Genomic DNA, 23,171 nt, shown 5'->3' with positions numbered 1-23,171 from the left:
AGTTAAAATTGAGAAAATTAATAGCGTTAGATTTAGATGGTACACTTCTAAATTGGAGAAAAAAAATAACTAAAAGAACAATTGATGCTTTGGAAAAGGCTCAACAACAAGGACATGTGGTTATGATTGCAACAGGACGTCCTTTTGAATCTTCATTAAAGCATGCTGTAACTGTTAAAGTTGATAAATATGGAGGATTCATATCTAATTTTAATGGAGGTCTAATTACAAATATAAAGACTAATGAAATAATCTCAGATACAAAGTTTGAAATTAATTTGCTTAAAGAGATTATTGAGTTTATAGATGAACTTTGTGTAGATTATTCAATTTTACATGATAAAAATCTATACACAAATTATCATAGCAAGTGGTTATTTAGAATTTATAGAAAGGCAATTGGGCAAAATGTAATTAAAGATGACAGACATTTTGATAAAATAAATTTTTCAGTAAATAAAATTTTATTAAATGACTCAATGAAAAATTTGAAAATCACAAGAAAATTAATAGAAGAAAAATTTAAGGGAAAATTAGAAATTAGTTTTTCATCTCCAGTATCTATAGAAATAACTCCAGCAAATACATCTAAAGGCCGAAGTGTATTAAAAGTTGCTGAAAAATTAGGTATACCTAGAGAGGATACTATTGCATTTGGTAATTATGGTAATGATATTTCAATGATTACTTTATGCGGAACCGGTGTGGCTATGAAAAACTCTTCAAAAGAATTAATTAATGTAGCAGACAATGTAACCGATACAAATAATAGAGATGGGATTGCTAAATATTTAGAAAAATATGTATTAAAATAAAGACACTATCTAAATTAAGCAAACTAAAATAACTTTTAGATAGACTGTTATAGATGATATTAATATAAATAAATTGTATCACGAATGTTTAACAACGGTAATACAAAAAAGATTTTTTATATGTAAAGGAGAAAAAATGAAAAAATTAATAGCGATAGATATTGATGGTACGCTGATAAACAGTAAACATGAAATATCTGAAAGAACTAAAAAAACTTTACTTGAAGCTCAAAAGCAAGGTCATAAAATTATGATTTCATCAGGTCGTTCGCAAAGAGGTGTTGAAAAATACTATAAAGAATTAGAGTTAGACAAATATGAGGGATATATTTGTAATTATAATGGTGCTGTTGTCACAGATGTAAAAACAAATGAAATTATTATAAATCACACATTAAATCTTGAAAAAATGAGGGAAATGCTTAAATTTTCAAAAACTCAGGATATTTATTTTGTTATTTATTTTAATAATATAGTATATACAGATAATTTATCTACATATAATTTAGATGATATTTTAATTAAAAATGATACATTATTAAAATATGTACCTAATCTTGTGGATTCAATAGATTTTAAGCCTAATAATATTTTATTTACACAAGATGCTTCAAAAATGACTGAACCATCTAAAAATATTTTTGAAAAATTTAAATATGATTTTGAATTTGTATATTCTGAACCATTTTATTTTGAAGCAATGCCTAAAAATGTTTCAAAAGGAGAAACATTAGTAGAAGTTGCTGAAAAATTAGGATATAACATTTCTGATACAGTGTCTTTTGGAGATCAAGGTAATGATTTTACAATGATAAAATTAGCTGGTACTGGTGTAGCTATGGGAAATTCCATTGATGAATTAAAAGAAATTGCTGATTTTGTTACAAAAACTAATGATGAAGATGGAGTGGCAGAATATATTGAAAAATATATTTTAAATTAGAGTTTTACAAAATTTAAATTGCAAATAGAGCTTTTTTTAAAGGAGAATAAGGATGAATGTTTTAGTTTACCTAGGCTCAAAACTAGGAAATAATGAAATTTTTAAGGATGCAGCTGTGGAGCTTGCAGATTGGATAGCTTTTAATAGATATGGATTAGTATATGGTGGAAATGAAAAAGGACTTATGGGTATTTTGGCGGAAAGAGCAATATCTAAAAATGTAGAAGTTATAGGAGTGATGCCAACTTATTTAAAGGAAATTGAAACTGTTAAAAAAAATCTTACTCAATTTATAGAAACTGAAACTATGCAGGAAAGAAAAGATATTATGAGAGAAATGTCGGAAGTATGTATTGCTCTGCCTGGAGGACCGGGTACAATGGAAGAAATCACAGAAGCTTTTTCACTTCATTTGGTAGGTCAAAACCCGAATGCCTGTATTTTGTTTAATAAAAATGGATATTATGATGAACTGAAAAACATGTATGACAATATGGTTAAAAATGGTTTTTTAACAAAAGAAGATAGAAGTAAATTGTTATTTTCTGAGGATTTTGATGAAATAGATCAATTTATAAAAATGGTGTTAAAAAAATAATTTTATATATTGTGGAAAAATTTTTATAGAGTGTGTGCAAGAAAAAGTGGATTATTTAGTTATAAAAAAATAATATATAGTATATTTATAATAAAATAACTAAAAAATATACAAAATGTGATTGAGATCACATTTAAAGAGTGAAATTTGTGACCGTTATCACAAATGTTCGTTAATAATATACTTATTGGAAAAACTGGGAAATATGAGGTATAATAATAAATGAAGCAATACGCTATAAAAAATTTGAAGGGAGACTTTAATGGGTAAATATTCAGATAAGCTAACTAAAGAACAAAAATTAGAAATGCTTAAATTAATGGAAGTTTGTAGACATTTTGATTTACAATTATCAAAATTGTTTGCAAGAGGTTTAGTTGCGGGTATGACACACTATTCAGTGGGAGAAGAAGCAGCTAATGTAGGTGGTATATATGCAATGAGAAAAGAAGACTTGATGTATTCAAATCACAGAGGTCACGGGCAAACTATTACTAAAGGTATAGATATTAATAGAATGATGGCTGAAATCCTAGGTAGGGAACCGGGATATTGTAAAGGTCGTGGTGGTTCGATGCACGTGTTTAACTTAGAAGTAAATAATATGGGATGTAATGGTATTGTAGGTGGTGGACATGGTATAAGTATCGGAGCTGCATTTGTACAAAAACAAAAGAAAACAGGTAATGTAGTAGTTTCATGTATGGGTGATGGAGCAACAAATGAAGGTTCATTCCACGAAACATTAAATATGGCTTCAATTTGGGATTTACCAGTTGTTTACTATGTAATTAATAATAAATATGGTATTTCAATGGATATACATGATGCTATAAATGTTGAACATATTACAGATAGAGCTTCAGCTTATGGGGTTAAAGCTATTCATGTTGAAGATGGTAATGATGTTTTAGCAGTTTATGATGCCATGAATGAAGCAATTGAACATGCAAGATCAGGTAAAGGACCGGTTTTAATGGAAGTTGAAACATATAGATGGTTTGGTCATTCAGCAAGTGATGCAGGGGCATATAGATCAAGAGAAGAAATAAATTCATGGAAAGAAAGAGATCCAATCGAAGCTTATAGAAAAGTTTTATTAGATACAAAAGTAGCTAATATTGATGAATTAGATAAAATTAGAGATGAAGCAATTAAAGAAGTTGATGAGGCGGTAGTATTTGCTAAAAATGCACCATTCCCACAAGAAAATGTTGCTTTTGAAGATAATTTAGCAGAATAGTAAAGAGTTTATATATTTAGATTAAGCAGAGAAAAGGAGAAAAGTATGGGTGAAAAGAAAATAATGCAATTTCGTGAAGCAATAAAATACGCTATGGTAGACGAAATGCGTTTAGATGAAAATGTATTTTTAATTGGTGAAGATGTAGGTATTTTTGGTGGTGATTTTGGTACAACAGTAGGAATGATTGAAGAATTTGGACCAAAAAGAGTTATTGATACACCAATTTCAGAAGCAGCAATAAGTGGTTTAGCTACAGGTGCTGCTTCAGTAGGTATGAGACCAATTGTTGATATGACATTTATGGATTTTGTTACAATTGCTATGGATTCGATTGTTAACCAAGCTGCACCTATGAGATATATGTTAGGTGGAGAAGTACAAGTTCCGGTGGTATTTAGATGTGCTAATGGGGCAGGTACAGGGGCTTCATCACAACATAGTAAAACTTTAGAATCATGGTTTACACATATTCCGGGATTAAAAGTTGTTGCACCATCAAATCCAAATGATGCATATGGATTATTAAGAGCAGCTATTAGAGATAATAATCCGGTAATTTATTTAGAACCAAAATCACACTTTGGTATGAAGGGTGAAGTTGATGCAAGTGATGATAATATTGCTGAAATCGGTAAAGGTAAGATTGTTAGAGAAGGTAAAGATGTAACAATTGTATCTTGGGGGAAAGCTTTTGTTTTATGTGAAAAAGCTGCTGAAGAATTAGCTAAGGAAGGCGTTGATGTAGAATTAGTGGATATTATGACATTAATTCCATTAGATGAAAAAATAATTTTTGATTCTGTAAAGAAAACAGGAAAATTAGTTGTTGTACATGATTCATTCAAAACTAGTGGTTTTGGTGGTGAAATAGTAGCAAGAGTGGTTGAAAGTGAAGCATTTGATTTTATTGATGCTCCAATCAGACGTGTTGCCAGTGCGGATACACATGTACCATCAGCTCCAAATTTAGAAAAAGCAGTTCAACCAAGTGTTGAAAAAGTTAAAGAGGCAGTATTATTAACAGTTAATAAAAAGTAAAAGGAGAAGCTATGTCAGACAAAAAATTTAGAGCTACTCCAGCCGCAAGAAGATATGCTAAAGAACACGGTATTGACTTGTCACAAGTTAAAGGTACTGGAGCAAAAGGTCGTGTGCATTTAGATGATATAACAGAATTTAAGTTACATGGAAGAATTAAAATTTCTCCATTAGCATTAAAAATTGCAGAAGTCGAAGGGCTAAATGTTCAAGTAATTCAAGGTACAGGACCAAAAGGTAAGATCATGAAAGAAGATGTATTGGCACTTCTACATGGTGAAGATAATAAAGAAGAAAAAGCTGTAGCAGCAAAATCGGAGGCAAAACCGGTTGAAAAAGAAGAAAATCCAGACTATGAAGTAGTTAAGATTTCACCGGTTAAGAAGGTTGTTGGTAAGAGAATGAGGGAATCTGTAGATATTTCACCAACATATATGGTAAGTGTTTCTGTTGATATGACAAACTTATTAGCATTTAGAAAACAAACGGTTGATATGGTTGTTGATAGAGTTGGACAAAAACCATCTGTTACAGATTATATTTCATTAGCTACAGTTAAAACATTACAAAAACATCCATATGTAAATTCATCAGTCAGCGAAGATGGACAAAATATCTTATTACACAAACATGTAAGCTTAGCGATAGCTGTAGGTACAGATGAAGGTTTATATGTACCAGTTGTAAAAAATGCTGATGAAATGAGTTTTACAGAATTAGTTGTTGAAAGTAAGAGAGTAATTAAAGCGACGTTGGATAAAAAATTAAAACCTGCAGAAATGCAAGGCTCAACATTTACAATATCTAACCTAGGTATGTATGGTGTTGATAACTTTACATCAATAATTAATCAACCAAATACAGCTATTTTGAGTGTGAGTGCAACAATTCAAAAACCGGTTGTAGTAAATGGTGAAATTGTAGTTAGACCTATGATGAATGTATCCTTAAATGCTGACCACAGGGTAATTGATGGTTTAGAAGGAGCTAAATTCATGCAAACATTGAAGAATAATTTAGAAAATCCAGTTGGATTGTTAATTTAATTAGGAGGATAAAATATGGCATATGAAGTTATCATGCCCAAAGCCGGCTCAGAAATGGAAGAGGGCGAAATTGTACAATGGCTTAAAAATGAAGGTGATAAAGTAGAAGTTGGGGAACCTTTATTAGAAATCGTAACAGATAAAGTAAATATGGAAGTTGAAGCAGAAGATGCTGGTACATTATTAAAAATATTACACAAAGCAGGAGAAGTAGTTCCGGTTGTAACTACAATAGCTTGGATTGGTGAACCGGGAGAAGAAATTCCGGCAGCTGGGGGAGCAGCACCGGCATCAGATTCAGCTCAAGTAGAAGAAGTTGTAGAAAAAGCGAAAGAAGATGTTATGCCTGCATCAGTAGCAAAAGCAGCAGAAGAAGCAGCACCAAAGAGAGAAAGAAAAGGTGAATACGATGTTGTCGTTATTGGTGGTGGACCAGCTGGTTATGTGGCTGCAATTAAAGCTGCTCAATTAGGTGGTAAAGTTGCTGTTGTTGAAAATAGTGTAGTTGGAGGTACTTGCTTAAACAGAGGATGTATTCCGACAAAAGCATACTTACACAATGCAGAAATTATTCATAGCATTAAAGAAGCTGAAAGTAGAGGTATTAAGTTAGTTAACGATGCATTCTCAGTAGATATGGCTAAAACAGTTGCTGTAAAAAATGGTGTTGTTAAGAAACTTACAGGTGGTATCGCCGGTTTATTTAAATCATACGGAATTAAGTTATTCAACGGTTTAGGAACAATTACTAAAGATAAGAAAGTTTTAGTAAATGGTGGTGAACATGTAATTGATGCTGATAAGATTATCATGGCTGGTGGTTCTAATGTAAGAATGTTAAACTTACCAGGTTTAGACAGCAAGAGAGTATTAACATCTGATACAATATTAGATTTAGAAGAATTACCAAATAGATTAGTTGTTGTTGGTGGTGGTGTAATCGGTGCTGAAATTGGGCAAGCATTCTCATCATTTGGGTCAAAAGTTACAATAGTTCAAGGTTCAGATAGAATCTTAAATGTGTTAGATAAAGATTTATCAGATGTTGTAACAAAGAGATTCCAAAAAGATGGAATTGAAATTATCACGGATGCAAGATTTGCTGGTGTTGAAGAAAATGGAAATGAAATTAAAGTTAAATTAGAAGGTAAAGATGATATAGTTGCTGATTATTTACTATTGTCAGTAGGTCGTGTACCAAACTTAAGTGGTTTAGGTGAAATCGAACTAAAACAGGAAAGAGGAAGATTAGTAGTTAACGAATACATGGAAACATCTGATCCGGATATCTACGCACCAGGTGATGTAAATGGTGAATTGATGCTAGCTCATGCTGCGTTTAAGATGGGTGAAAGAGCTGCTGAAAATGCAATGGGACACCGTAAGAAAGTAAGCTTGAAGTCAATTCCTTCAGCAGTATATACATTCCCGGAAGTTGCAACAGTTGGTTTAACAGAAGAAGATGCTAAGAAGAAATACGATATTAAAGTAGGTAAATTCTCATTTGCAGGTAATGGTAGAGCATTAGGTGCAAACAAGGCTGAAGGATTTATTAAAGTAATCATGGATACAAAATATCATGAAATTTTAGGTGTACACATTGTAGGACCAAGTGCAGCAGAAATTATCAATGAAGCTGTAACAATTATAGAAACAGAAATGACAGTAGATGATGTATTGGAAGCAATGCATGGACATCCAACATATTCAGAAGCTTTATACGAGGCATTTGCTGATTGTTTAGATATTAGTATACATTTACCTAAAAAGAAAAAATAATTTTAATGTGGAAGAAGTGAGAAATGATATATTTAGAAGCTAAAGGTAATGATCCTGCATATAATACAGCTTTAGAGCTATTTGCTTTTAATGAACTTGCGAAAAAAGATAATGTATTTATGTTATGGATTAATCAACCATGTATTGTTGTTGGAAAAAATCAAAACACAAGGGAAGAAATAGATCAACATTACTGTGATGAAAATGACATAAAGATTGTTAGAAGAATTAGCGGAGGTGGAGCAGTCTACCACGACTATAATAATCTAAATTATACAATTATTTCAAATGAAGACGATGAAGCGGACTTTAACTTTAAGTCATTGAGTCAACCGGTAATAGATACTCTTGCGGAAATGGGAGTAAAGGCTGAGTTTACAGGAAGAAATGATTTGCAAATTGGAGATCAAAAATTTTGCGGAAATGCTCAGTACATTAAAGGTAAGAGAATAATGCATCATGGGTGTATTATGTTTGATGTTGATTTATCGGTTCTTACAAAAGCTTTAACAGTCTCAAAAGATAAATATGAGTCGAAAGGTAAGAAATCAGTAAGAGCTAGAGTTACAAACATTAAGCCACATTTGGAAGATCAAACTTTAACAGTTAAAGATTTTATGAATACTTTAAGAAACTTTATGGATAAGAAGTATCATATGGAAGAGTACGTTTTAACTGAAGAAGATGAAAAGAAAGTTTTAGCTATTAAAGCTGAAAAAAATGATTCTTGGGATTGGGTTTATGGAAAAAATCCTGAATTCACAGTTCAAAGAAAGAGAAAATTACCTACTGGTAAGGTGGAAGCTAATATTAATGTAATTAATAATGTTATAGAAAATGTTAAATTTTATGGAGATTTTTTTGGAGTTAAGGATGTTGTTGAATTAGCTCAAAAATTACAAGGAATCAGATATGATAGAAAATCAGTAGAAAAAGTTATAAATAGCGTAAACATTAATGAATATTTCATGGGAGGAACTAATGAAGAAGCTATAGATGTTTTAGTTGATTAATAACTTGAAGGGCTGCAACAAAATAATTATAGAGGTTATTTTGTTGCAGCTTTTAATTTTATTAAAATTAAATTTGACAAATAATGTAAATATTAATTTTATAAGAATTATAGGAAATTTTTTTAATAAATAATTAAATTTTATCATTTACTTAATTTTATAAGTTGATTTTAAAAAATATATTTATATTTAGTTTAATAAAGGAGATTTAAAAAATCTTTTGTATTAAGTAAGTATTTAAAATTTTTTTGTTATATGTTATCATTTTAAAAGTAAAATATATTAGGAGGAATTTATGAAAAAAATTATAAGTTCAATTATGGCTTTAGTGATGGTTTTTTCTTTAGTTGCTTGTAGTTCTACTACAAAAAAAGAAACAAAGAAAGAAACTAAAAAAGAAACAATGGAAGTAGAAAAAAAGGTAGAAAATTCTGCGGAAAAGAAATATACATCAGTAGCTATTGATGATAAACATGCTATTGCAACGAATGATAATAAAACATTTGAAATATATGAATTAAGTTCAAAATATCATCCAAAATTAACAATGGGTAATAAATATGAATTTAAGATTGATCCTGCAAAGATTCAAGGTAATAAATTAAAATTCGATAAAGAATTAGAAATGTTGGGAGTTAAAGTAGGATTTCCATTATCAATTCAAGGTTATCAAAAATTAACAGAAAAAGTTAAAAATGTAAAAGTTGTTGACACAAGAGATGCTAAATCTTTTGGTGAAAAAACAATTGAAGGAGCTATTAATTTAAATGGTGCTGAAGCTTTAAAAGCAGTTGCATCAAAAAAATTGGCAAACTTCAAAAACGATAGTTTAAAAGATTTTACATCAAAAGATATTGTTGTTATATTTGGTAAATCTCCAGAGGAAAATGCGGCAGTTGCAGAAATATTATTTAATGTTTCACATGTAATGGTAACATTTAATGGTGGGGATATTAAAGAAGTTTTAAAATAAAATAATAAAAAATTCCACTTTAGAATATTTTAATCTTTAATGAGATTTTAATATATTTAAGTGGAATTTTTATTTTATTTTAATTTGAAGTTATCAACTCTTTCTTTGTTAAGTTTGTCGGTTAATTTTTTAAATGATAAATATATATTTTTATAGGCATCTTCGGCAGATTTTGGTTTTAATGTATTCCATGATAAAACAGCATTTTTCCATGTTGTCCATACTTCGTCATATTCCTTAAATATAGGTTTGTTTTTTGATTTTGCATAAGAATCTATAACTATTTTTATCAGATCTTTATCCTTTTTATTAAGTTCGGATTCTTCATATGTCTTATAACTTACATTTTCTAATATTTTACCTGTTGATTTATATAGTTCGATTGCATTTTTAGGATTTACCAGCTCTGTGATTAATTTTATAGCTAATTTCTTTTGTTCTAATTTATCATTAAGTCTGGAATTTATACCCAGTCCCCATCCACTTTTCCAATGAGAAAGAGAGTTGTTAAATATAGTTATATTAGATAGAGGGTATATATCAACATTTCCTTTATATATTTCATTGGATATTATCCCATCGCTAGATGAGACCCATGGGCCATCTATCACTACAACTCCTTTTTTTCCGGTTTGAAAGTTCTCATTTATATATTTAGAACTAGATGTAGGATTTAGTATATCAATCGACTTTTCACTATGTTTTTTCCAATAATCAAATATAGCGTTGAATGCTTGTTGTTTGTTTTTTTCTAATTTGTTGTATTCAATAGCATAATCAGATGTAAATTTTCCCCCTTCAAGATTTAGTAATTTAATACCGGATGCATTATTTAATGATGCAGTATACCATCCATCAAAAATTGGAAATAAAATATTGTCTTTATCTTTTACTTTAGTAAATTCAATTTTTTTATTTAGATCTATATTTTCACTCTTTGCGTTTTTAGTATTTACAAACGCTATTAGAGTTTCTAAATTATAAGGAAAACCATAATATTTATCATTTACTTTCATATTTCCTGCTAATCCCTTATCAAAATTTTCAAAACCTCCAAGTTTATTTGATATTTCTTTACCTGGAATTGATGATAAAACATTTTTAGAATATAGATTTGAAAATTTATCTAAAGGAAATGCAAAAACATCAGGGGCATCAGGATTTAACATATCTATATTTATAACATTAAGTGCCTCAAAAGCTGATATTTCCTTTATATTTATCTTTGCATCAGGATTTTTTCTCATTATCTCATTAGCAATTTTTTCATAATAGGGAATCCATTTTTTATCTGCTGTTACAGATATCGTTCCTTTTAATTTTTTTTCAGTTTTTAACTCTTTTTTTGGTTCATCTATTTTTTTATATTGGGAACATGCGTTTAAACACAATATAAAGATCAGTAAAAAAGCTAATACTTTATTTTGTTTTTTCATATTGTCTCCTAGTTTTTTATTTATATAAAAATTGTACAACTATTAAAATAAATTTGCAAATTTGATATAATTAATAGCATATAATAAAAGTATAAAGATATTGGAGTAAATATGAATGTTTCGGCAATTTTTCATAATCATGAATCAAATTATTCATTTGCAATGGAAAATAATAAAATAGTAATAAGGTTAAGAGTTAGTAAGTTTGATGATTTAAGGGTTTATCTAGTTTATGGTAAAAAATATGATTATCAAAATGAGCAAAATGAAATGGAAATGTATATAAAATATGAGGATCAATTTTTTGCTTATTTTGAAACTACAATAGAGGTTGAAGATAAAAGGTTTGCATATATTTTTAAGATTATTGAAAATGGTGAAACATATTATTACAGTGAAGATGGATTAAGTGAAAACTATGATTTCTTTAATAGTTTTTATAATTTTTTTCAAATACCTTATATAAATGAAGTTGATGTACATAAAGAAGTAAAATGGCTTAAAAATGCTGTTTTTTACCAAATCTTCGTAGATAGATTTTTAATGGGTGATGAAGAAAAAGACAAATCATATATTAATCTTAAATGGGGAGAAAAACCTAACCCTAAAAGTTTTGCTGGAGGAGATTTAAGAGGGATTATAGAAAAACTTGATTATATTAAGTCTTTGGGGGTTAATGTAATTTATTTAACACCAATATTTTCATCAATATCAAACCATAAATATGATATAAATGATTTTTTTGAAGTTGATAAACATTTTGGTAGCAAAAAAGTTTTAAGAGAATTAGTGGATAAGGCACATTATTTAGGTATAAGAATAGTTTTAGATGCTGTGTTTAATCACTGTTCAGATCAATTAATGCAATTTGAAGATGTTAAGAAAAATGGATTGAAATCAAAATATCATAATTGGTTTATTATAGATGGTGATTATCCTGATATGGAAAATGTGAATTATGAGACTTTTGCTTCAGTTGCATATATGCCAAAATTTAATACGTCAAATTCAGAAGTAGCTTCATTTTTATTAAGAGTTGCAAAATATTGGACAAATGAAATTGGAATAGATGGTTGGAGACTTGATGTTTCTGATGAATTGTCACATGATTTTTGGAGACAATTTAGAAAAGAGATAAAATCTATTAATGAAGATATAGCAATAATTGGTGAATCTTGGCATAATTCATATTCTTTTTTACAAGGAGATCAATTTGATTCAATAATGAATTATGCATTTACAAAATCATGTTTAGATTATTTTGCTTGGGAAAATATAAATGTTGAGAAAATGGCAAATAGGTTAAACTCAATTTTAATCAGAAATAAGACTCAGGTAAATAATATGATGTTAAATCTTTTAGATTCTCATGATACTTTAAGATTCTATACACAGGTACAAAAAGATAGTAAAAAACTATTGTCAGCTATTGCACTAATGACATTTTTCCCAGGGTCTTCAATGATTTATTACGGGACTGAAATTAAAATGGAGGGAGGATTTGACCCTGATTCAAGAAGAACTTTCAATTGGAATGAGGGGGAATGGGATAGCAAATTTATGGATGAAATAAAGACTTTATTAAATATAAAATCTGAAAATGAATTGCTGAAAAATGGAGAGGTTAAGATATATTCTAAAGATAAAACTTTATTTGTTGAAAGGTATATTGATAACCTTAAAATTACTTTGAAAATTAATGAAAACTTTGAATTTAAAATAGATTTTTAATATTTAAAATGAAGGAATCATAATGAAGAAAATATCAATACTGGTTAAACCGGCATCATCATTTTGTAATATGAGATGTAAATATTGTTTTTATTCGAATGTTTCATCACTTCGAGAAGTAAGAACATTTGGTAATATGACGAAAGAAACAACAGAAAAGATGATAGAAAATATATATAAAGATTTAGATGATGGAGATGAATTGAATATGGCATTTCAAGGAGGAGAGCCTACTATGGCGGGATTGCCATATTTTGAACATTTAATAGTATGTATCAATAATCAAATCAAAGATGTAAGAGTAAATTTTGCTATTCAAACAAATGGTATGCTTATAAATGAAAAATGGTGTGAATTTTTAAAAAAATATAATTTTCTTGTAGGATTATCAATAGATGCTGAAAAAAAATATCATGACTCAAATCGTTTAGATATTTGTAAAAACGGGACTTATAATAAAGTGATAAATACAAAAAAACTATTTGATAAATATGAAATAGAATACAATGTTTTAACAGTATTAACTGAACAATTATCACACTGTGGAAAAGAAGTATTTGATTTTTTATTGGAAAATAAAATAAAATATGTTCAATTTATTCCTTGTTTAGACAAACTTTACATAAATCCGGATGAAGAAAGAAGTGAATATGCCTTAACACCTCAAGGATTTTACAGATTTTATTCTGAGCTTTTACCATTATGGTTAAACGAATTAAAAAATAAAAATTATATATCAATAAAATATTTCGATGACATATTTAATTTAGTTGTAAAAAGACAAGTTACAGCTTGTGGAGTGGTGGGATTCTGTCGAGTTCAATTTGTAATTGAAGGCGATGGAAGTGTATATCCATGTGATTTCTTTGCACTTGATGAATATCGAATGGGATATATACAAGAAATGGGAATAAAAGAGATGTTTTATCAAAAATCTGCTCAAATATTCTTAAACAGCAGAAAACCGATTAATTTACCATTAAAATGTAAAAATTGTAAATATTACAATATTTGTAGGGGAGGTTGTAAGAGAATGAGAGATGCCCAATACGTTGATAATACTTTTGATTTTTGTGGTCATCAATCTTTCTTGGATCAGTTTATACCCAAGATTAATGATATAATAAAGATTACAAGAGAGTATGTTTCTTAAAAGTTTTAATTTATGTATATTTAAATAATATTTTTATTCGCCAATTTTATTATAAATAGATTATAATAGTATTATATTGGTTTTAGGTAAAGTAAATTACATAAGGAGTTGAAATGAATCAAAAGAAAACTACGATTAGTATTGCCAAGATGTTTATGATTTTTTTGAAAATAGCATCATTTACATTTGGTGGAGGATATACAATTGTTCCTGTTATGAAGGATGAATTTTCAGTAAAAAGAAAATTAATTGATGAAAAAGAAATGCTGGATATAGTTTCTATTTCTACTTCCGGTCCCGGACCTATGGCGATAAATTGTGCTATTATTACCGGATATAGATTGCATGGAGTTTTTGGAGCAATTATGGCTGCTATTTCTTCAGCAATTCCATCTTTGGTTATTATTACAATAATTTCATATTTTTATAAAGAATTTTCTGAAAATTATTATGTGATGGCTGCTTTAACAGGGATGGGGGGTGCTATTGCAGGGGTACTTTTAATTACTTCATATGATATGGCAAAGCAAGCTCTAAAAACTCATACTTTTGTAAGTGCTTTTATTATTATCTGTACATTTGTTGCAAGTTATGTAGTTAGTGTAAATACAGGGATAATAATTTTAGTTACTGCAATTTTGGGGCTATTTGTGTATTCTTTAATAGAAGATGAAGAAAGATCTAAGGGAGTAAGATAATGTTAGTAATTTTTACCTTATTTATAACATTCCTTCAAATTGGTGTATTTGCGTTTGGTGGAGGTTATGCAATTTTGCCGTTTATTCAAGAATTAGTTGTAAATAAACATAGTTGGTTGACTTTACGAGAAATGACTGATGTAGTTACCATTTCTCAAATGACACCGGGTCCTATAGCATTAAATGGGGCAACATTTGTCGGTACGAAGGTAGCCGGGTTAATGGGTTCAATCGTAGCAACTACAGCAATTATACTACCTCAGCTTATTATTATGATAATTTTAGCTAAATTATATTTTTCGGATAAAGAAATGGAATTTATGAATAAAATTATTAAAGCATTAAGACCGGCAGTTGCGGGACTGATTTTTATCGCAACAATACAAATGATAAAGGGTTCTGTGTTTAATGGATTAATATTTAAATTTGAAAATATATCGTATGTAGCACTAATAACGTTTTTTGTGGGATTTTTTTTATACATAAAAAAAGTAGGAATGATAAAATTAATTTCTATCGGTGCAGTTTTAGGAGTTATATTTACCGTTATTTTTGATAAAATAATGTAAAAATCAGGCAGATTCAAAACAACACTTTTAATTGTTTTGAATCTGCCTGTTTTTTTTATATTGGTGCTGGAAACAGGAGTCGAACCCGCAACCCACTGATTACGATTCAGTAGCTCTACCAATTGAGCCATTCCAGCATATTAAATGGCGGAAAGGATGGGATTTGAACCCATGTGAGCTGTGACACTCTAACGGTTTTCGAGGCCGCCCCGTTATGACCACTTCGGTACCTTTCCACTTACAAAAAATATTATACCATTTATATCAAATTATTAAAAGGAAAAAATAAAACTATAAATGGACGGAGAATTTATCGACTTTTAGTACATTTGAAATATAATTACTGAAAGAATTTTAATAATTTATGGAATTAGAGTGGTAATTGTGAATAATAAAATTAAATTAGAGTTTGTAAATTATAGCATGTTTATCCACTATATTATCATTCCTTTTATCTACTTACAAATTATGTATGACATGTGGTAATTTTAAATAATAGAACCATTTTTCGGCTATCATTATTTGATTATTAACATTTACAAGTAGGCAATTTCACATACTTTTTTTATATTACATTCTCCTTTGCTTCATTACTGTTCTTATAAGTTTTTTTATCATTAGAGTTTATTACATTTGACTGTATAATTTTTGGTATAACCATTTAATATATACTGTCAAAATGTAATTTTTTATGTCCAGCTTATAGGTAGTAGTTTAAGATTTTATGATAGCTATAAATCATGTAAATAGGAGTTTATTCAAATATACAGGTAAATTTTTTAGGACAACTACCTGTAAATTTTAATAATGTAATAATTACATGTATGCAAAACAGTAATTTGTAAAATTTTTCATGTAAATTATTAAAATATTTGTAATACATGATTATTTTTAACCTTTTTTACCTGTAATATAAAAAAATTATTATAATACATGATTTTTAAAAAAATTTACCTGTATATCATTAAAAAATTAAAATTACATAAAAAATTAAAATTACATGTTTTTAGTTAGCTTTATTAGAAATAAGTCATAAAATATACATCATATCACCAAGGACATCTTTATCACCAAGGACATCATATCACCATTTATTTAATATATTAAAAAATAGATGAAAATTTTTTGCCTAATTTTTTAAAAATTTAAAAAGTCTAGTAAATATGTAAGTATAAGGTATATGGAGTGGTCAAGTCTTAAAAGTAGTGCTAAATCATAAACACGGGAAATATTTTTTGCAAAAACTTAATAAATGAATTTTTTTAATTGATATGGTATTATTAATATAGCAAATGTTGTGGAGTTTTTTATGAATGAAGAAAATAGAATTGAATTATTGAAGTTGCTGGAAACCAATAATTATAGAGAATTAAAAAACAATTTAATAAAATATAACGAAGTTGATATTGCTGAATTTTTACAAGAGATAGATAAATTAGAGGCTTTGGCGATATTTAGATTGTTGCCGGAAGCTATTGCAATTGAAACTTTTTCATATTTAGAATCTGATGTTCAAGAACAATTTATTTCTGCTATGACAAGTTATGAAACTGTAGAATTGGTTGACAAGTTGTATATTGACGATATGGTTGATTTGCTTGAAGAAATGCCTAATAGTATTGTTAACAAGATTATGCGAAATCTTAAAGGAGAAAAAAGAAATTTAATTAATGAGTATTTAAATTATCCTAAAGATTCTGCAGGATCCATAATGACATCAGCATTTTTTTCTGTTAATGAAAATAGAACTATTGAAGATATTTTGAAAAAAATGAGAAAGTTGGACTTGTTAGATGAAACTTTCTATACATTATATATTACTGATAATAACAATGTGTTAAAGGGATATGTTGAAATTAGAGAAATGTTGATCAATCAACCTGATACAAAGATTAGTGATATATTAAACGAAAATGTTGTATATGTTGAAACTACAGAGGATAAAGAGGAAGTTGCAAAGCTTATTGATAAGTATGAATTTTTGACAATTCCTGTAGTAGATAAAGAGAAAAAACTGGTAGGGGTAGTAACATTTGATGATGCTATTCAAGTTTTAAATGAAGAAACTGAGGAAGATTTTTCAAAGATGGCGGCTATTACACCAAATGAAAATAAGTATTTGGATACATCTATTTTTGAGTTGTCCAAGATGAGATTTTTATGGCTTTTATTACTTATGATGTCATCTACTTTATCACAATTTGTTATTAATAGTTTTAATGATGTAATTACAGCATTAACTGGACTTGTTGCATTTATGCCTATGCTTACAGATTCAGCGGGTAATGCAGGCTCACAATCATCTACGACTATTATTCGTGGTTTATCCATAGGAGAAATAGAATTGAGCGATACGCCAAAAATTTTAGCAAAAGAATTTATGATTGCTTTAGTAGTTGGCTTTGGATTAGCAGCTATTAATTTTGTAAGAATAATTTTATTTGGTGGAGTTAGTACAACAATGGCATTTTCAGTATCATTGTCGCTATTAATTACAATAATTTTTTCAAAATTAATAGGTGCATTGCTTCCGGTTGGAGCAACATTATTAAAATGGGATCCAACAATTATGGCTGCTCCATTATTAACTACAATAGTTGACTCTATGTCATTATTTGTTTATTTTACAATTGCAAAATTATTATTACTTTAGGGGGATTTATGGAAAAGGAAAATAGAGAATTTTTATTAGATCTTCTTAAGGAAAAAAATGTTAGAAAACTTAGAGAAGAATTACTTAAATATAATGAGGCTGATATCGCTGAATTTATAGAAGAAATTGATGAAGTTCAGACATTGGCTGTATTTAGAATTTTACCAAAAGATATTGCATCAGAAGTATTTGCATATTTTGATTCTGATATGAAATTGCATTTATTAAACTTGATGACTAACACGGAGTTGACAGAGATAGTTGACGATTTGTATATTGATGATTTTGTTGATATGTTGGAAGAGTTACCGGCAAATATTGTAAAAAGAGTCATGAAGGATATTAATCCTGAAAAGAGAAATATCATCAATCAATATTTACAATATCCTGAAGAATCTGCAGGTTCTATAATGACTGCTGAGTTTATAGATATAAAGAAAAATATGACGGTTGGACAAACTTTAGAACATATTAGAAAAGTAGGAATGAAGAGTGAAACAGTTTATACTTTATATATAACAGATGCAAGTAGGAAGCTTGAAGGATATTTGTCCATAAGGACTATATTAAAAAATGACGAAAGCGTTGTAGTTGAAACTCTTATGGAAGAAGATGTAATTTATGCAAATACATTTGATGATCAGGAAGATATTGCTAAGTTATTTAAGAAATACGGATTTTTAGCTATTCCTGTTGTTGATAATGAAAAGAGATTAGTAGGGGTAGTAACATTCGATGATGCTGTTGATGTTATGAAAGAGGAAAGTACTGAAGACTTTGAGCTTATGGCAGCTATGACACCATCAGAAAAACCATATTTAAAGTCATCTGTATTAGAAATTGCAAAAAATAGATTTGTTTGGCTTATAATATTATTACTTACAGCTACAATTACTGGTTCAATAATTAGTAAATATGAGGAAATACTTACAGCTGTTACAGGGGTTATAGCGTTTTTACCTATGATTATCGGTACAGGAGGAAATGCAGGTTCTCAATCTTCTACAATAGTTATTCGTGGACTTTCAGTAGGAGAAATTGAATTATGTGATTATCACAGAGTTTTTTTAAAAGAATTGGGGGTATCATTAGTAGTAGGTGTAGGTCTATCATTATTTAATTATTTTAGAATAATAGTTTTTGGCGGAAGTAAAGAAATTGCATTAACAGTATCTTTAACACTTGTATTTACAATACTTATAGCAAAATCTGTAGGTGGTTTGTTGCCAATTATAGCTCAAAAGCTTAATATGGATCCTGCTGTGATGGCTGCACCACTTATTACTACAATAGTTGATACACTTTCATTAATTATTTATGTAATTTTTGTAAGTTTAATTTTAATTTAGGAGAATTTGATGAAAGAATTTATAAAAGTTAAACCAAATGGTCCTTTAAGGGGAGAAGTTGTAATTGAAGGTGCAAAAAATTCTGGTTTAAAATTATTGGCGGCTACGTTACTGACAAAAGAAGAAGTTGTAATTAATAATTTACCAATGTTAAGAGATGTAAAAGTAATGTTGGATTTATTAAAATATTTAGGTTCTAAAATAGAACAATTAGATGAAAAGACTTATAAAATTAAAAATGATGAAATTTCAGATTACATAACACCTTACGAGTTAATGAATAAGATGAGAGCTTCTTTTGTTGTTACAGGTCCTCTTTTATCAAGATTTGGACGATCTGTGACATATATGCCGGGAGGATGTAGCATTGGAGCTAGACCTGTTGATTTACATTTAAAAGGATTTAAGGCATTGGGGGCTGATATTCATATGGGAATAGATGCAATAGATGTAAATGCTAAAAATGGATTAAAGGGAAATTATGTATATCTTGATTTTCCATCAGTTGGTGCTACTGAAAATATTTTGATGGCAGCGATTTTAGCAGATGGAGTAACTACTATTGATAATGCTGCTCAAGAGCCTGAAATTACCGATTTAGCAAATTTTTTAAATAAATTAGGTGCTAAAGTTATAGGTGCTGGTACAAGGACGATTAAAATTACTGGAGTAAAAGAATTAAAAGGTGGCGAACATTCAGTTATGCCGGACAGAATTGAAGCTGCAACATATATGATTGCAGCAGCTATGACGAGAGGAAATATACTAGTTAAAAATGTTGTTGCTTCGCATTTGGTACCAATAATTGCTAAATTAAGAGAAATAGGGTGTACTGTTGAAATTAATGAAGATGAAGATGAAATCAGAGTTATAGGGACAGATAAATTACAGGCAACTGATATTAAAACATTGCCATATCCAGGATTACCAACAGATGTTCAATCACAATTTATGACGTTGTTAACTATTTCAGAAGGAGATTCATTAGTTAAAGAAACTGTTTTTGAAAATAGATTTATGCATGTTTCTGAATTACAAAAGATGAAAGCTTTGATTATAACAGAAGGTAATGAAGCTAGGATTAAAGGGGTAAATAAGTTGCAGGCAGCAGAAGTTAGAGCTACAGATTTAAGAGCCGGGGCATCTTGTGTATTAGCAGGTTTAGTTGCAGAAGGTGAAACAAGAGTTTATGATGTTTATCACATATATAGAGGATACTATAATTTTGTAGAAAAATTAAGAAAGTTAGGGGCGGATATTGAGTCAATAACAATCGAGGACTAAAATGATACAAATAAATGGAACCGTTATTGATATTATCTATAGAAATGAAGAAAATTTATATAGTGTATTTAGACTAGAAACTGATGATGGTGATATAACAGCAGTAGGTAAAATTTTAGATTTAAATGTTGGAGACATCTTAAAGTTAGATGGAGATATAGTTTATCATCAAAGTTATGGAGAACAAGTTCAAATAAAATGTTATGAAAAAATTATACCAAGTTCTATATCTCAAATTGAGAGATATCTTAGCTCAGGTATAATTTCTCATATAAAGAAAAAAAGAGCTAAAGAGATAGTTAAGTTATTTGGAGAAGACACTATAAGAGTTTTGACCGAAGAACCTGAAAAATTGTTAAATATTAATGGCATAGGTAAAAAAACTGTTGAAAAAATACATGAAAGTATAATTAATCTTCAGGATAGTAGACAAGTATCAATGTATTTACAAAAATTTAATATGGGAAATAAGCTTGTTTCTAGCATTTATGCAAAATATAAAAATCATACTATTGAAGTTATTGAAAATAATCCGTATCAACTTGTAGAGGATATAAAAGGCATAGGTTTTCCTACAGCTGATAAGATTGCACGTATGATTGGAATAAAATTTGATTCTGAATTTAGGATAAGATCAGGTATTGTTTATGTGTTAAATGTATCAGCCAATAGGGATGGTAATTGTTATTTAGAATATGATATTCTTATTTCTTATGCTGTAAAATTATTGAGTTTAGATAAAAATTTAGTTGAAAATCAAATTCCATATTTAATAATATCGGATATTGTAAAAAAGGTTTCGATTGATGGTAAAACTTTAATATATAGTAGTTATATTTATGATTTGGAAATAGATATTACGAATAGATTGATAAATATTTTATATACTAAAAATATTTTAAAAGAAATTGATATAAAAAAAGAAATTGGTTATATTGAAAAATTAGAAAATATCTCATATTCTGAAATGCAGAAAAAAGCTATTTCTACAGCTATTATTGAAAAATTATTAATAATTACAGGTGGACCGGGTACAGGTAAAACTACGATTATTAAAGCTATTATTTCTATAGTAAAAAATTTAAAAATGAAATATGTTTTATGTGCTCCTACAGGGAGAGCTGCAAAGAGGATGGAAGAATCTACAGGAAATTCAGCATTTACTATTCATAGAATGTTGGGATATAAGTCTTTTGATGAAGATTTAATTTTAGAATATAACGAATCAAATCCTTTAGACTATGATGTTATAATTGTTGATGAAGTTTCAATGGTTGATATTTATTTGATGGATAATTTATTAAAAGCGGTAAAAGATGATTCAATTATTATTTTTGTAGGGGATGCGGATCAGCTTCCAAGTGTTGGACCAGGAAATATTTTAAATGATATGATTGATTCGGAAGTTATTCCTACTATCAAGTTGGATACTATTTTTAGACAGGGAGAAGATTCAAATATTGTAAAAAATGCTCATTTAATAAATAGAGGGGAAAAGCCAATATTAAATGAAGAAAATAAAGACTTCTTTTTTGTTAATACAAAAAATGATTTTGAAACATTAAATACAGTTGTAGATTTAGTTGTAAATAGGCTTCCAAATCACTATAATGTAAACCCGTTGACAGATATTCAAGTTTTAACACCTACTAGAAAAGGTATTTGTGGGGTTGATTCCATTAATAGAGAATTGCAGATAAAACTTAATGCACCACAATTTAATAAATCGGAAATTAAATTTTCAGACTTTATTTTTAGAGAAAATGATAAAATAATGCAAATTAAAAATAATTATGATATTGAATTGAAGGATAAGAATTTGAATATTACAAAAGGTTTGTATAATGGGGATATGGGATTCATTCGAAATATATTTTTGGATAATAATACTATAGAAGCTAATTATGATGATAAGATTGTAACATATACAAGCAAAGAATTTAGTGAAATTGTTTTGGCATATACAGCGACTATACATAAATCTCAAGGATCAGAATTTCCTATTGTGGTAATACCTATGGCTACATCTCCATATATGCTGCTTACAAGAAATATTTTATATACGGGCATAACTAGAGGTAAAAGTTTGGTGGTACTTGTTGGAAATCAAGAAATTATGAATAAAATGATTGAGAATTCTTACAAAAAACCTAGAAATTCATCCCTTAATTATAGTTTAAGAAATGCAAAATTAAAAATTGAGGAATTTTATGCTTAATTATTTATTCTATTCAACTGAATATTGTTATTTTTGTAAAGAAAATAAATCTAATTCATATATTTGTGATGAATGCATGGAAAGATTGGAATTTATTTTTGGAAATAGATATATTGATAATTCAAGATGTTTATACCCGTTATTTTATAATAATTATATAAAAGGAATTATTAAAAGGTTTAAATATAATAGTGATACATATTTAGTAAAACCTTTATCTGAAATTTTAATTAATTTTTACAAAGAAAATAGATTAGAGTTTGATTATGTATCATATATTCCTATGTATAAAAAAGATGAGTTTGATAGAGGGTATAATCAATCAAAATTATTAGCACAAGAATTTTCTAAACAAACAGGCATAAAATTAATAGATATTTTAGAAAAAGTGAATTCTACAAAGCATCAAAACAAATTAAGCAGAAAAGATAGATTTACAAATTTATCTAATAGTTTTAAGATAATAGATGGTTTAGAAATAAATAACAGAAAAATATTAATAATTGATGATGTTGTAACTACTGGTTCAACGTTTAAGGCAGTTTCAAGTGAAATATTAAATGAATATGATGTTGATATAACATTTTTTGCTGTCGCATCTAGTAAAACAGAAAATGAGGATAATTAAA

The 23,171-nt window shown here is 28.4% G+C and carries 19 protein-coding genes and 2 tRNA genes; 18 read left to right on the top strand and 3 right to left on the bottom strand.

Going from position 1 to position 23,171, the window contains the following annotated elements:
- Positions 1 to 8: 8 nt before the first annotated feature.
- The 9 genes from ABGF45_RS03845 to ABGF45_RS03805 all read left to right on the top strand — a co-directional run bounded on the left by ABGF45_RS03845 (position 9) and on the right by ABGF45_RS03805 (position 9,451).
- Complete coding sequence (locus ABGF45_RS03845; protein ID WP_408112629.1) at positions 9 to 815, top strand: Cof-type HAD-IIB family hydrolase; 807 nt, start codon at positions 9 to 11, stop codon at positions 813 to 815.
- A 136-nt stretch (positions 816 to 951) separates the two neighbouring features.
- A complete protein-coding gene (locus tag ABGF45_RS03840; protein WP_134710955.1) occupies positions 952 to 1,758 on the top strand; it encodes a Cof-type HAD-IIB family hydrolase in 807 nt (268 codons plus the stop codon).
- A gap of 52 nt (positions 1,759 to 1,810) precedes the next feature.
- Positions 1,811 to 2,356, top strand: coding sequence for a TIGR00730 family Rossman fold protein (locus ABGF45_RS03835; RefSeq protein ID WP_134744251.1), 546 nt, complete (start codon positions 1,811 to 1,813; stop codon positions 2,354 to 2,356).
- A gap of 262 nt (positions 2,357 to 2,618) precedes the next feature.
- The gene (locus tag ABGF45_RS03830) at positions 2,619 to 3,599 is read left to right on the top strand and encodes a thiamine pyrophosphate-dependent dehydrogenase E1 component subunit alpha (protein ID WP_134710957.1); all 981 of its coding nucleotides are present in this window, start codon (positions 2,619 to 2,621) and stop codon (positions 3,597 to 3,599) included.
- A gap of 45 nt (positions 3,600 to 3,644) precedes the next feature.
- Positions 3,645 to 4,640 (top strand): alpha-ketoacid dehydrogenase subunit beta, encoded by a 996-nt coding sequence (locus tag ABGF45_RS03825; protein WP_134710958.1) that lies wholly within the window; start codon positions 3,645 to 3,647, stop codon positions 4,638 to 4,640.
- Positions 4,641 to 4,651: 11 nt separating this feature from the next.
- Positions 4,652 to 5,686, top strand: coding sequence for a dihydrolipoamide acetyltransferase (locus tag ABGF45_RS03820; protein ID WP_134710959.1), 1,035 nt, complete (start codon positions 4,652 to 4,654; stop codon positions 5,684 to 5,686).
- A 15-nt stretch (positions 5,687 to 5,701) separates the two neighbouring features.
- Positions 5,702 to 7,465 (top strand): dihydrolipoyl dehydrogenase, encoded by a 1,764-nt coding sequence (lpdA, locus tag ABGF45_RS03815; RefSeq protein ID WP_134710960.1) that lies wholly within the window; start codon positions 5,702 to 5,704, stop codon positions 7,463 to 7,465.
- 23 nt (positions 7,466 to 7,488) lie between these two features.
- On the top strand, positions 7,489 to 8,478 hold the full coding sequence (locus ABGF45_RS03810; protein WP_134744252.1) for a lipoate--protein ligase: 990 nt from the start codon (positions 7,489 to 7,491) through the stop codon (positions 8,476 to 8,478).
- A 295-nt stretch (positions 8,479 to 8,773) separates the two neighbouring features.
- Positions 8,774 to 9,451 carry a rhodanese-like domain-containing protein gene (locus ABGF45_RS03805; RefSeq protein ID WP_134744319.1) on the top strand — a complete coding sequence of 226 codons (678 nt, stop codon included), beginning with the start codon at positions 8,774 to 8,776 and terminating at the stop codon, positions 9,449 to 9,451.
- 74 nt (positions 9,452 to 9,525) lie between these two features.
- On the opposite strand, the gene ABGF45_RS03800 is transcribed toward ABGF45_RS03805, so the two are convergent.
- Positions 9,526 to 10,887, bottom strand: coding sequence for a sugar ABC transporter substrate-binding protein (locus ABGF45_RS03800; RefSeq protein WP_134744320.1), 1,362 nt, complete (start codon positions 10,885 to 10,887; stop codon positions 9,526 to 9,528).
- 111 nt (positions 10,888 to 10,998) lie between these two features.
- Here ABGF45_RS03800 and ABGF45_RS03795 point away from each other — a divergent pair, with 111 nt between their 5' ends.
- The 4 genes from ABGF45_RS03795 to ABGF45_RS03780 all read left to right on the top strand — a co-directional run bounded on the left by ABGF45_RS03795 (position 10,999) and on the right by ABGF45_RS03780 (position 15,038).
- The gene (locus tag ABGF45_RS03795) at positions 10,999 to 12,618 is read left to right on the top strand and encodes a glycoside hydrolase family 13 protein (RefSeq protein WP_134744321.1); all 1,620 of its coding nucleotides are present in this window, start codon (positions 10,999 to 11,001) and stop codon (positions 12,616 to 12,618) included.
- Between the two features lie 22 nt (positions 12,619 to 12,640).
- Complete coding sequence (locus ABGF45_RS03790; protein ID WP_134744322.1) at positions 12,641 to 13,771, top strand: radical SAM/SPASM domain-containing protein; 1,131 nt, start codon at positions 12,641 to 12,643, stop codon at positions 13,769 to 13,771.
- A gap of 113 nt (positions 13,772 to 13,884) precedes the next feature.
- A complete protein-coding gene (locus ABGF45_RS03785) occupies positions 13,885 to 14,469 on the top strand; it encodes a chromate transporter (RefSeq protein WP_134744323.1) in 585 nt (194 codons plus the stop codon).
- Positions 14,469 to 15,038, top strand: coding sequence for a chromate transporter (locus ABGF45_RS03780; RefSeq protein ID WP_134744324.1), 570 nt, complete (start codon positions 14,469 to 14,471; stop codon positions 15,036 to 15,038). The genes ABGF45_RS03785 and ABGF45_RS03780 overlap by 1 nt, the downstream gene beginning before the upstream one ends.
- Before the next feature lie 61 nt (positions 15,039 to 15,099).
- Here the strand turns inward: ABGF45_RS03780 and ABGF45_RS03775 are convergent.
- Both ABGF45_RS03775 and ABGF45_RS03770 read right to left on the bottom strand, forming a co-directional pair.
- Positions 15,100 to 15,175 (bottom strand) — tRNA-Thr (locus tag ABGF45_RS03775).
- Between the two features lie 8 nt (positions 15,176 to 15,183).
- A tRNA-Ser gene (locus ABGF45_RS03770) sits at positions 15,184 to 15,274 on the bottom strand.
- 1,073 nt (positions 15,275 to 16,347) lie between these two features.
- On the opposite strand from ABGF45_RS03770, the gene mgtE (ABGF45_RS03765) reads away from it, so the two are divergent.
- Genes mgtE (ABGF45_RS03765) through ABGF45_RS03745 form a run of 5 tightly spaced genes read left to right on the top strand, consistent with a single transcriptional unit; the run spans position 16,348 to position 23,170 of the window.
- Complete coding sequence (gene mgtE / locus ABGF45_RS03765; RefSeq protein WP_134712008.1) at positions 16,348 to 17,691, top strand: magnesium transporter; 1,344 nt, start codon at positions 16,348 to 16,350, stop codon at positions 17,689 to 17,691.
- Positions 17,692 to 17,699: 8 nt separating this feature from the next.
- A complete protein-coding gene (gene mgtE / locus ABGF45_RS03760; RefSeq protein WP_134712007.1) occupies positions 17,700 to 19,040 on the top strand; it encodes a magnesium transporter in 1,341 nt (446 codons plus the stop codon).
- 9 nt (positions 19,041 to 19,049) lie between these two features.
- Entirely contained in the window at positions 19,050 to 20,324 is a 1,275-nt protein-coding gene (gene murA / locus ABGF45_RS03755) for a UDP-N-acetylglucosamine 1-carboxyvinyltransferase (protein ID WP_134712006.1), read from the top strand.
- 1 nt (position 20,325) lies between these two features.
- Positions 20,326 to 22,542: an ATP-dependent RecD-like DNA helicase gene (locus ABGF45_RS03750; RefSeq protein WP_134744325.1), complete on the top strand. Its 2,217-nt coding sequence runs from the start codon at positions 20,326 to 20,328 to the stop codon at positions 22,540 to 22,542.
- The gene (locus tag ABGF45_RS03745; protein WP_134744326.1) at positions 22,535 to 23,170 is read left to right on the top strand and encodes a ComF family protein; all 636 of its coding nucleotides are present in this window, start codon (positions 22,535 to 22,537) and stop codon (positions 23,168 to 23,170) included. Before ABGF45_RS03750 ends, ABGF45_RS03745 begins: the two co-directional genes overlap by 8 nt.
- The last annotated feature ends 1 nt before the right edge of the window (position 23,171 follow it).

The organism is Helcococcus sp. KG196 (assembly GCF_046035495.1).
In the GTDB taxonomy this organism is placed as follows: domain Bacteria; phylum Bacillota; class Clostridia; order Tissierellales; family Peptoniphilaceae; genus Helcococcus; species Helcococcus ovis.
This window is presented reverse-complemented; position numbering and strand designations above follow the sequence as displayed.

Coding starts and splice junctions, on each gene's coding strand:
- lpdA (WP_134710960.1), top strand. CDS start 5,702: ATGGCATATGAAGTTATCATGCCCAAAGCCGGCTCAGAAATGGAAGAG.
- ABGF45_RS03790 (WP_134744322.1), top strand. CDS start 12,641: ATGAAGAAAATATCAATACTGGTTAAACCGGCATCATCATTTTGTAAT.
- ABGF45_RS03745 (WP_134744326.1), top strand. CDS start 22,535: ATGCTTAATTATTTATTCTATTCAACTGAATATTGTTATTTTTGTAAA.
- ABGF45_RS03825 (WP_134710958.1), top strand. CDS start 3,645: ATGGGTGAAAAGAAAATAATGCAATTTCGTGAAGCAATAAAATACGCT.
- ABGF45_RS03805 (WP_134744319.1), top strand. CDS start 8,774: ATGAAAAAAATTATAAGTTCAATTATGGCTTTAGTGATGGTTTTTTCT.
- ABGF45_RS03835 (WP_134744251.1), top strand. CDS start 1,811: ATGAATGTTTTAGTTTACCTAGGCTCAAAACTAGGAAATAATGAAATT.
- ABGF45_RS03785 (WP_134744323.1), top strand. CDS start 13,885: ATGAATCAAAAGAAAACTACGATTAGTATTGCCAAGATGTTTATGATT.
- ABGF45_RS03840 (WP_134710955.1), top strand. CDS start 952: ATGAAAAAATTAATAGCGATAGATATTGATGGTACGCTGATAAACAGT.
- ABGF45_RS03795 (WP_134744321.1), top strand. CDS start 10,999: ATGAATGTTTCGGCAATTTTTCATAATCATGAATCAAATTATTCATTT.
- mgtE (WP_134712007.1), top strand. CDS start 17,700: ATGGAAAAGGAAAATAGAGAATTTTTATTAGATCTTCTTAAGGAAAAA.
- ABGF45_RS03830 (WP_134710957.1), top strand. CDS start 2,619: ATGGGTAAATATTCAGATAAGCTAACTAAAGAACAAAAATTAGAAATG.
- murA (WP_134712006.1), top strand. CDS start 19,050: ATGAAAGAATTTATAAAAGTTAAACCAAATGGTCCTTTAAGGGGAGAA.
- ABGF45_RS03800 (WP_134744320.1), bottom strand. CDS start 10,887: ATGAAAAAACAAAATAAAGTATTAGCTTTTTTACTGATCTTTATATTG.
- ABGF45_RS03750 (WP_134744325.1), top strand. CDS start 20,326: ATGATACAAATAAATGGAACCGTTATTGATATTATCTATAGAAATGAA.
- ABGF45_RS03810 (WP_134744252.1), top strand. CDS start 7,489: ATGATATATTTAGAAGCTAAAGGTAATGATCCTGCATATAATACAGCT.
- ABGF45_RS03820 (WP_134710959.1), top strand. CDS start 4,652: ATGTCAGACAAAAAATTTAGAGCTACTCCAGCCGCAAGAAGATATGCT.
- mgtE (WP_134712008.1), top strand. CDS start 16,348: ATGAATGAAGAAAATAGAATTGAATTATTGAAGTTGCTGGAAACCAAT.
- ABGF45_RS03780 (WP_134744324.1), top strand. CDS start 14,469: ATGTTAGTAATTTTTACCTTATTTATAACATTCCTTCAAATTGGTGTA.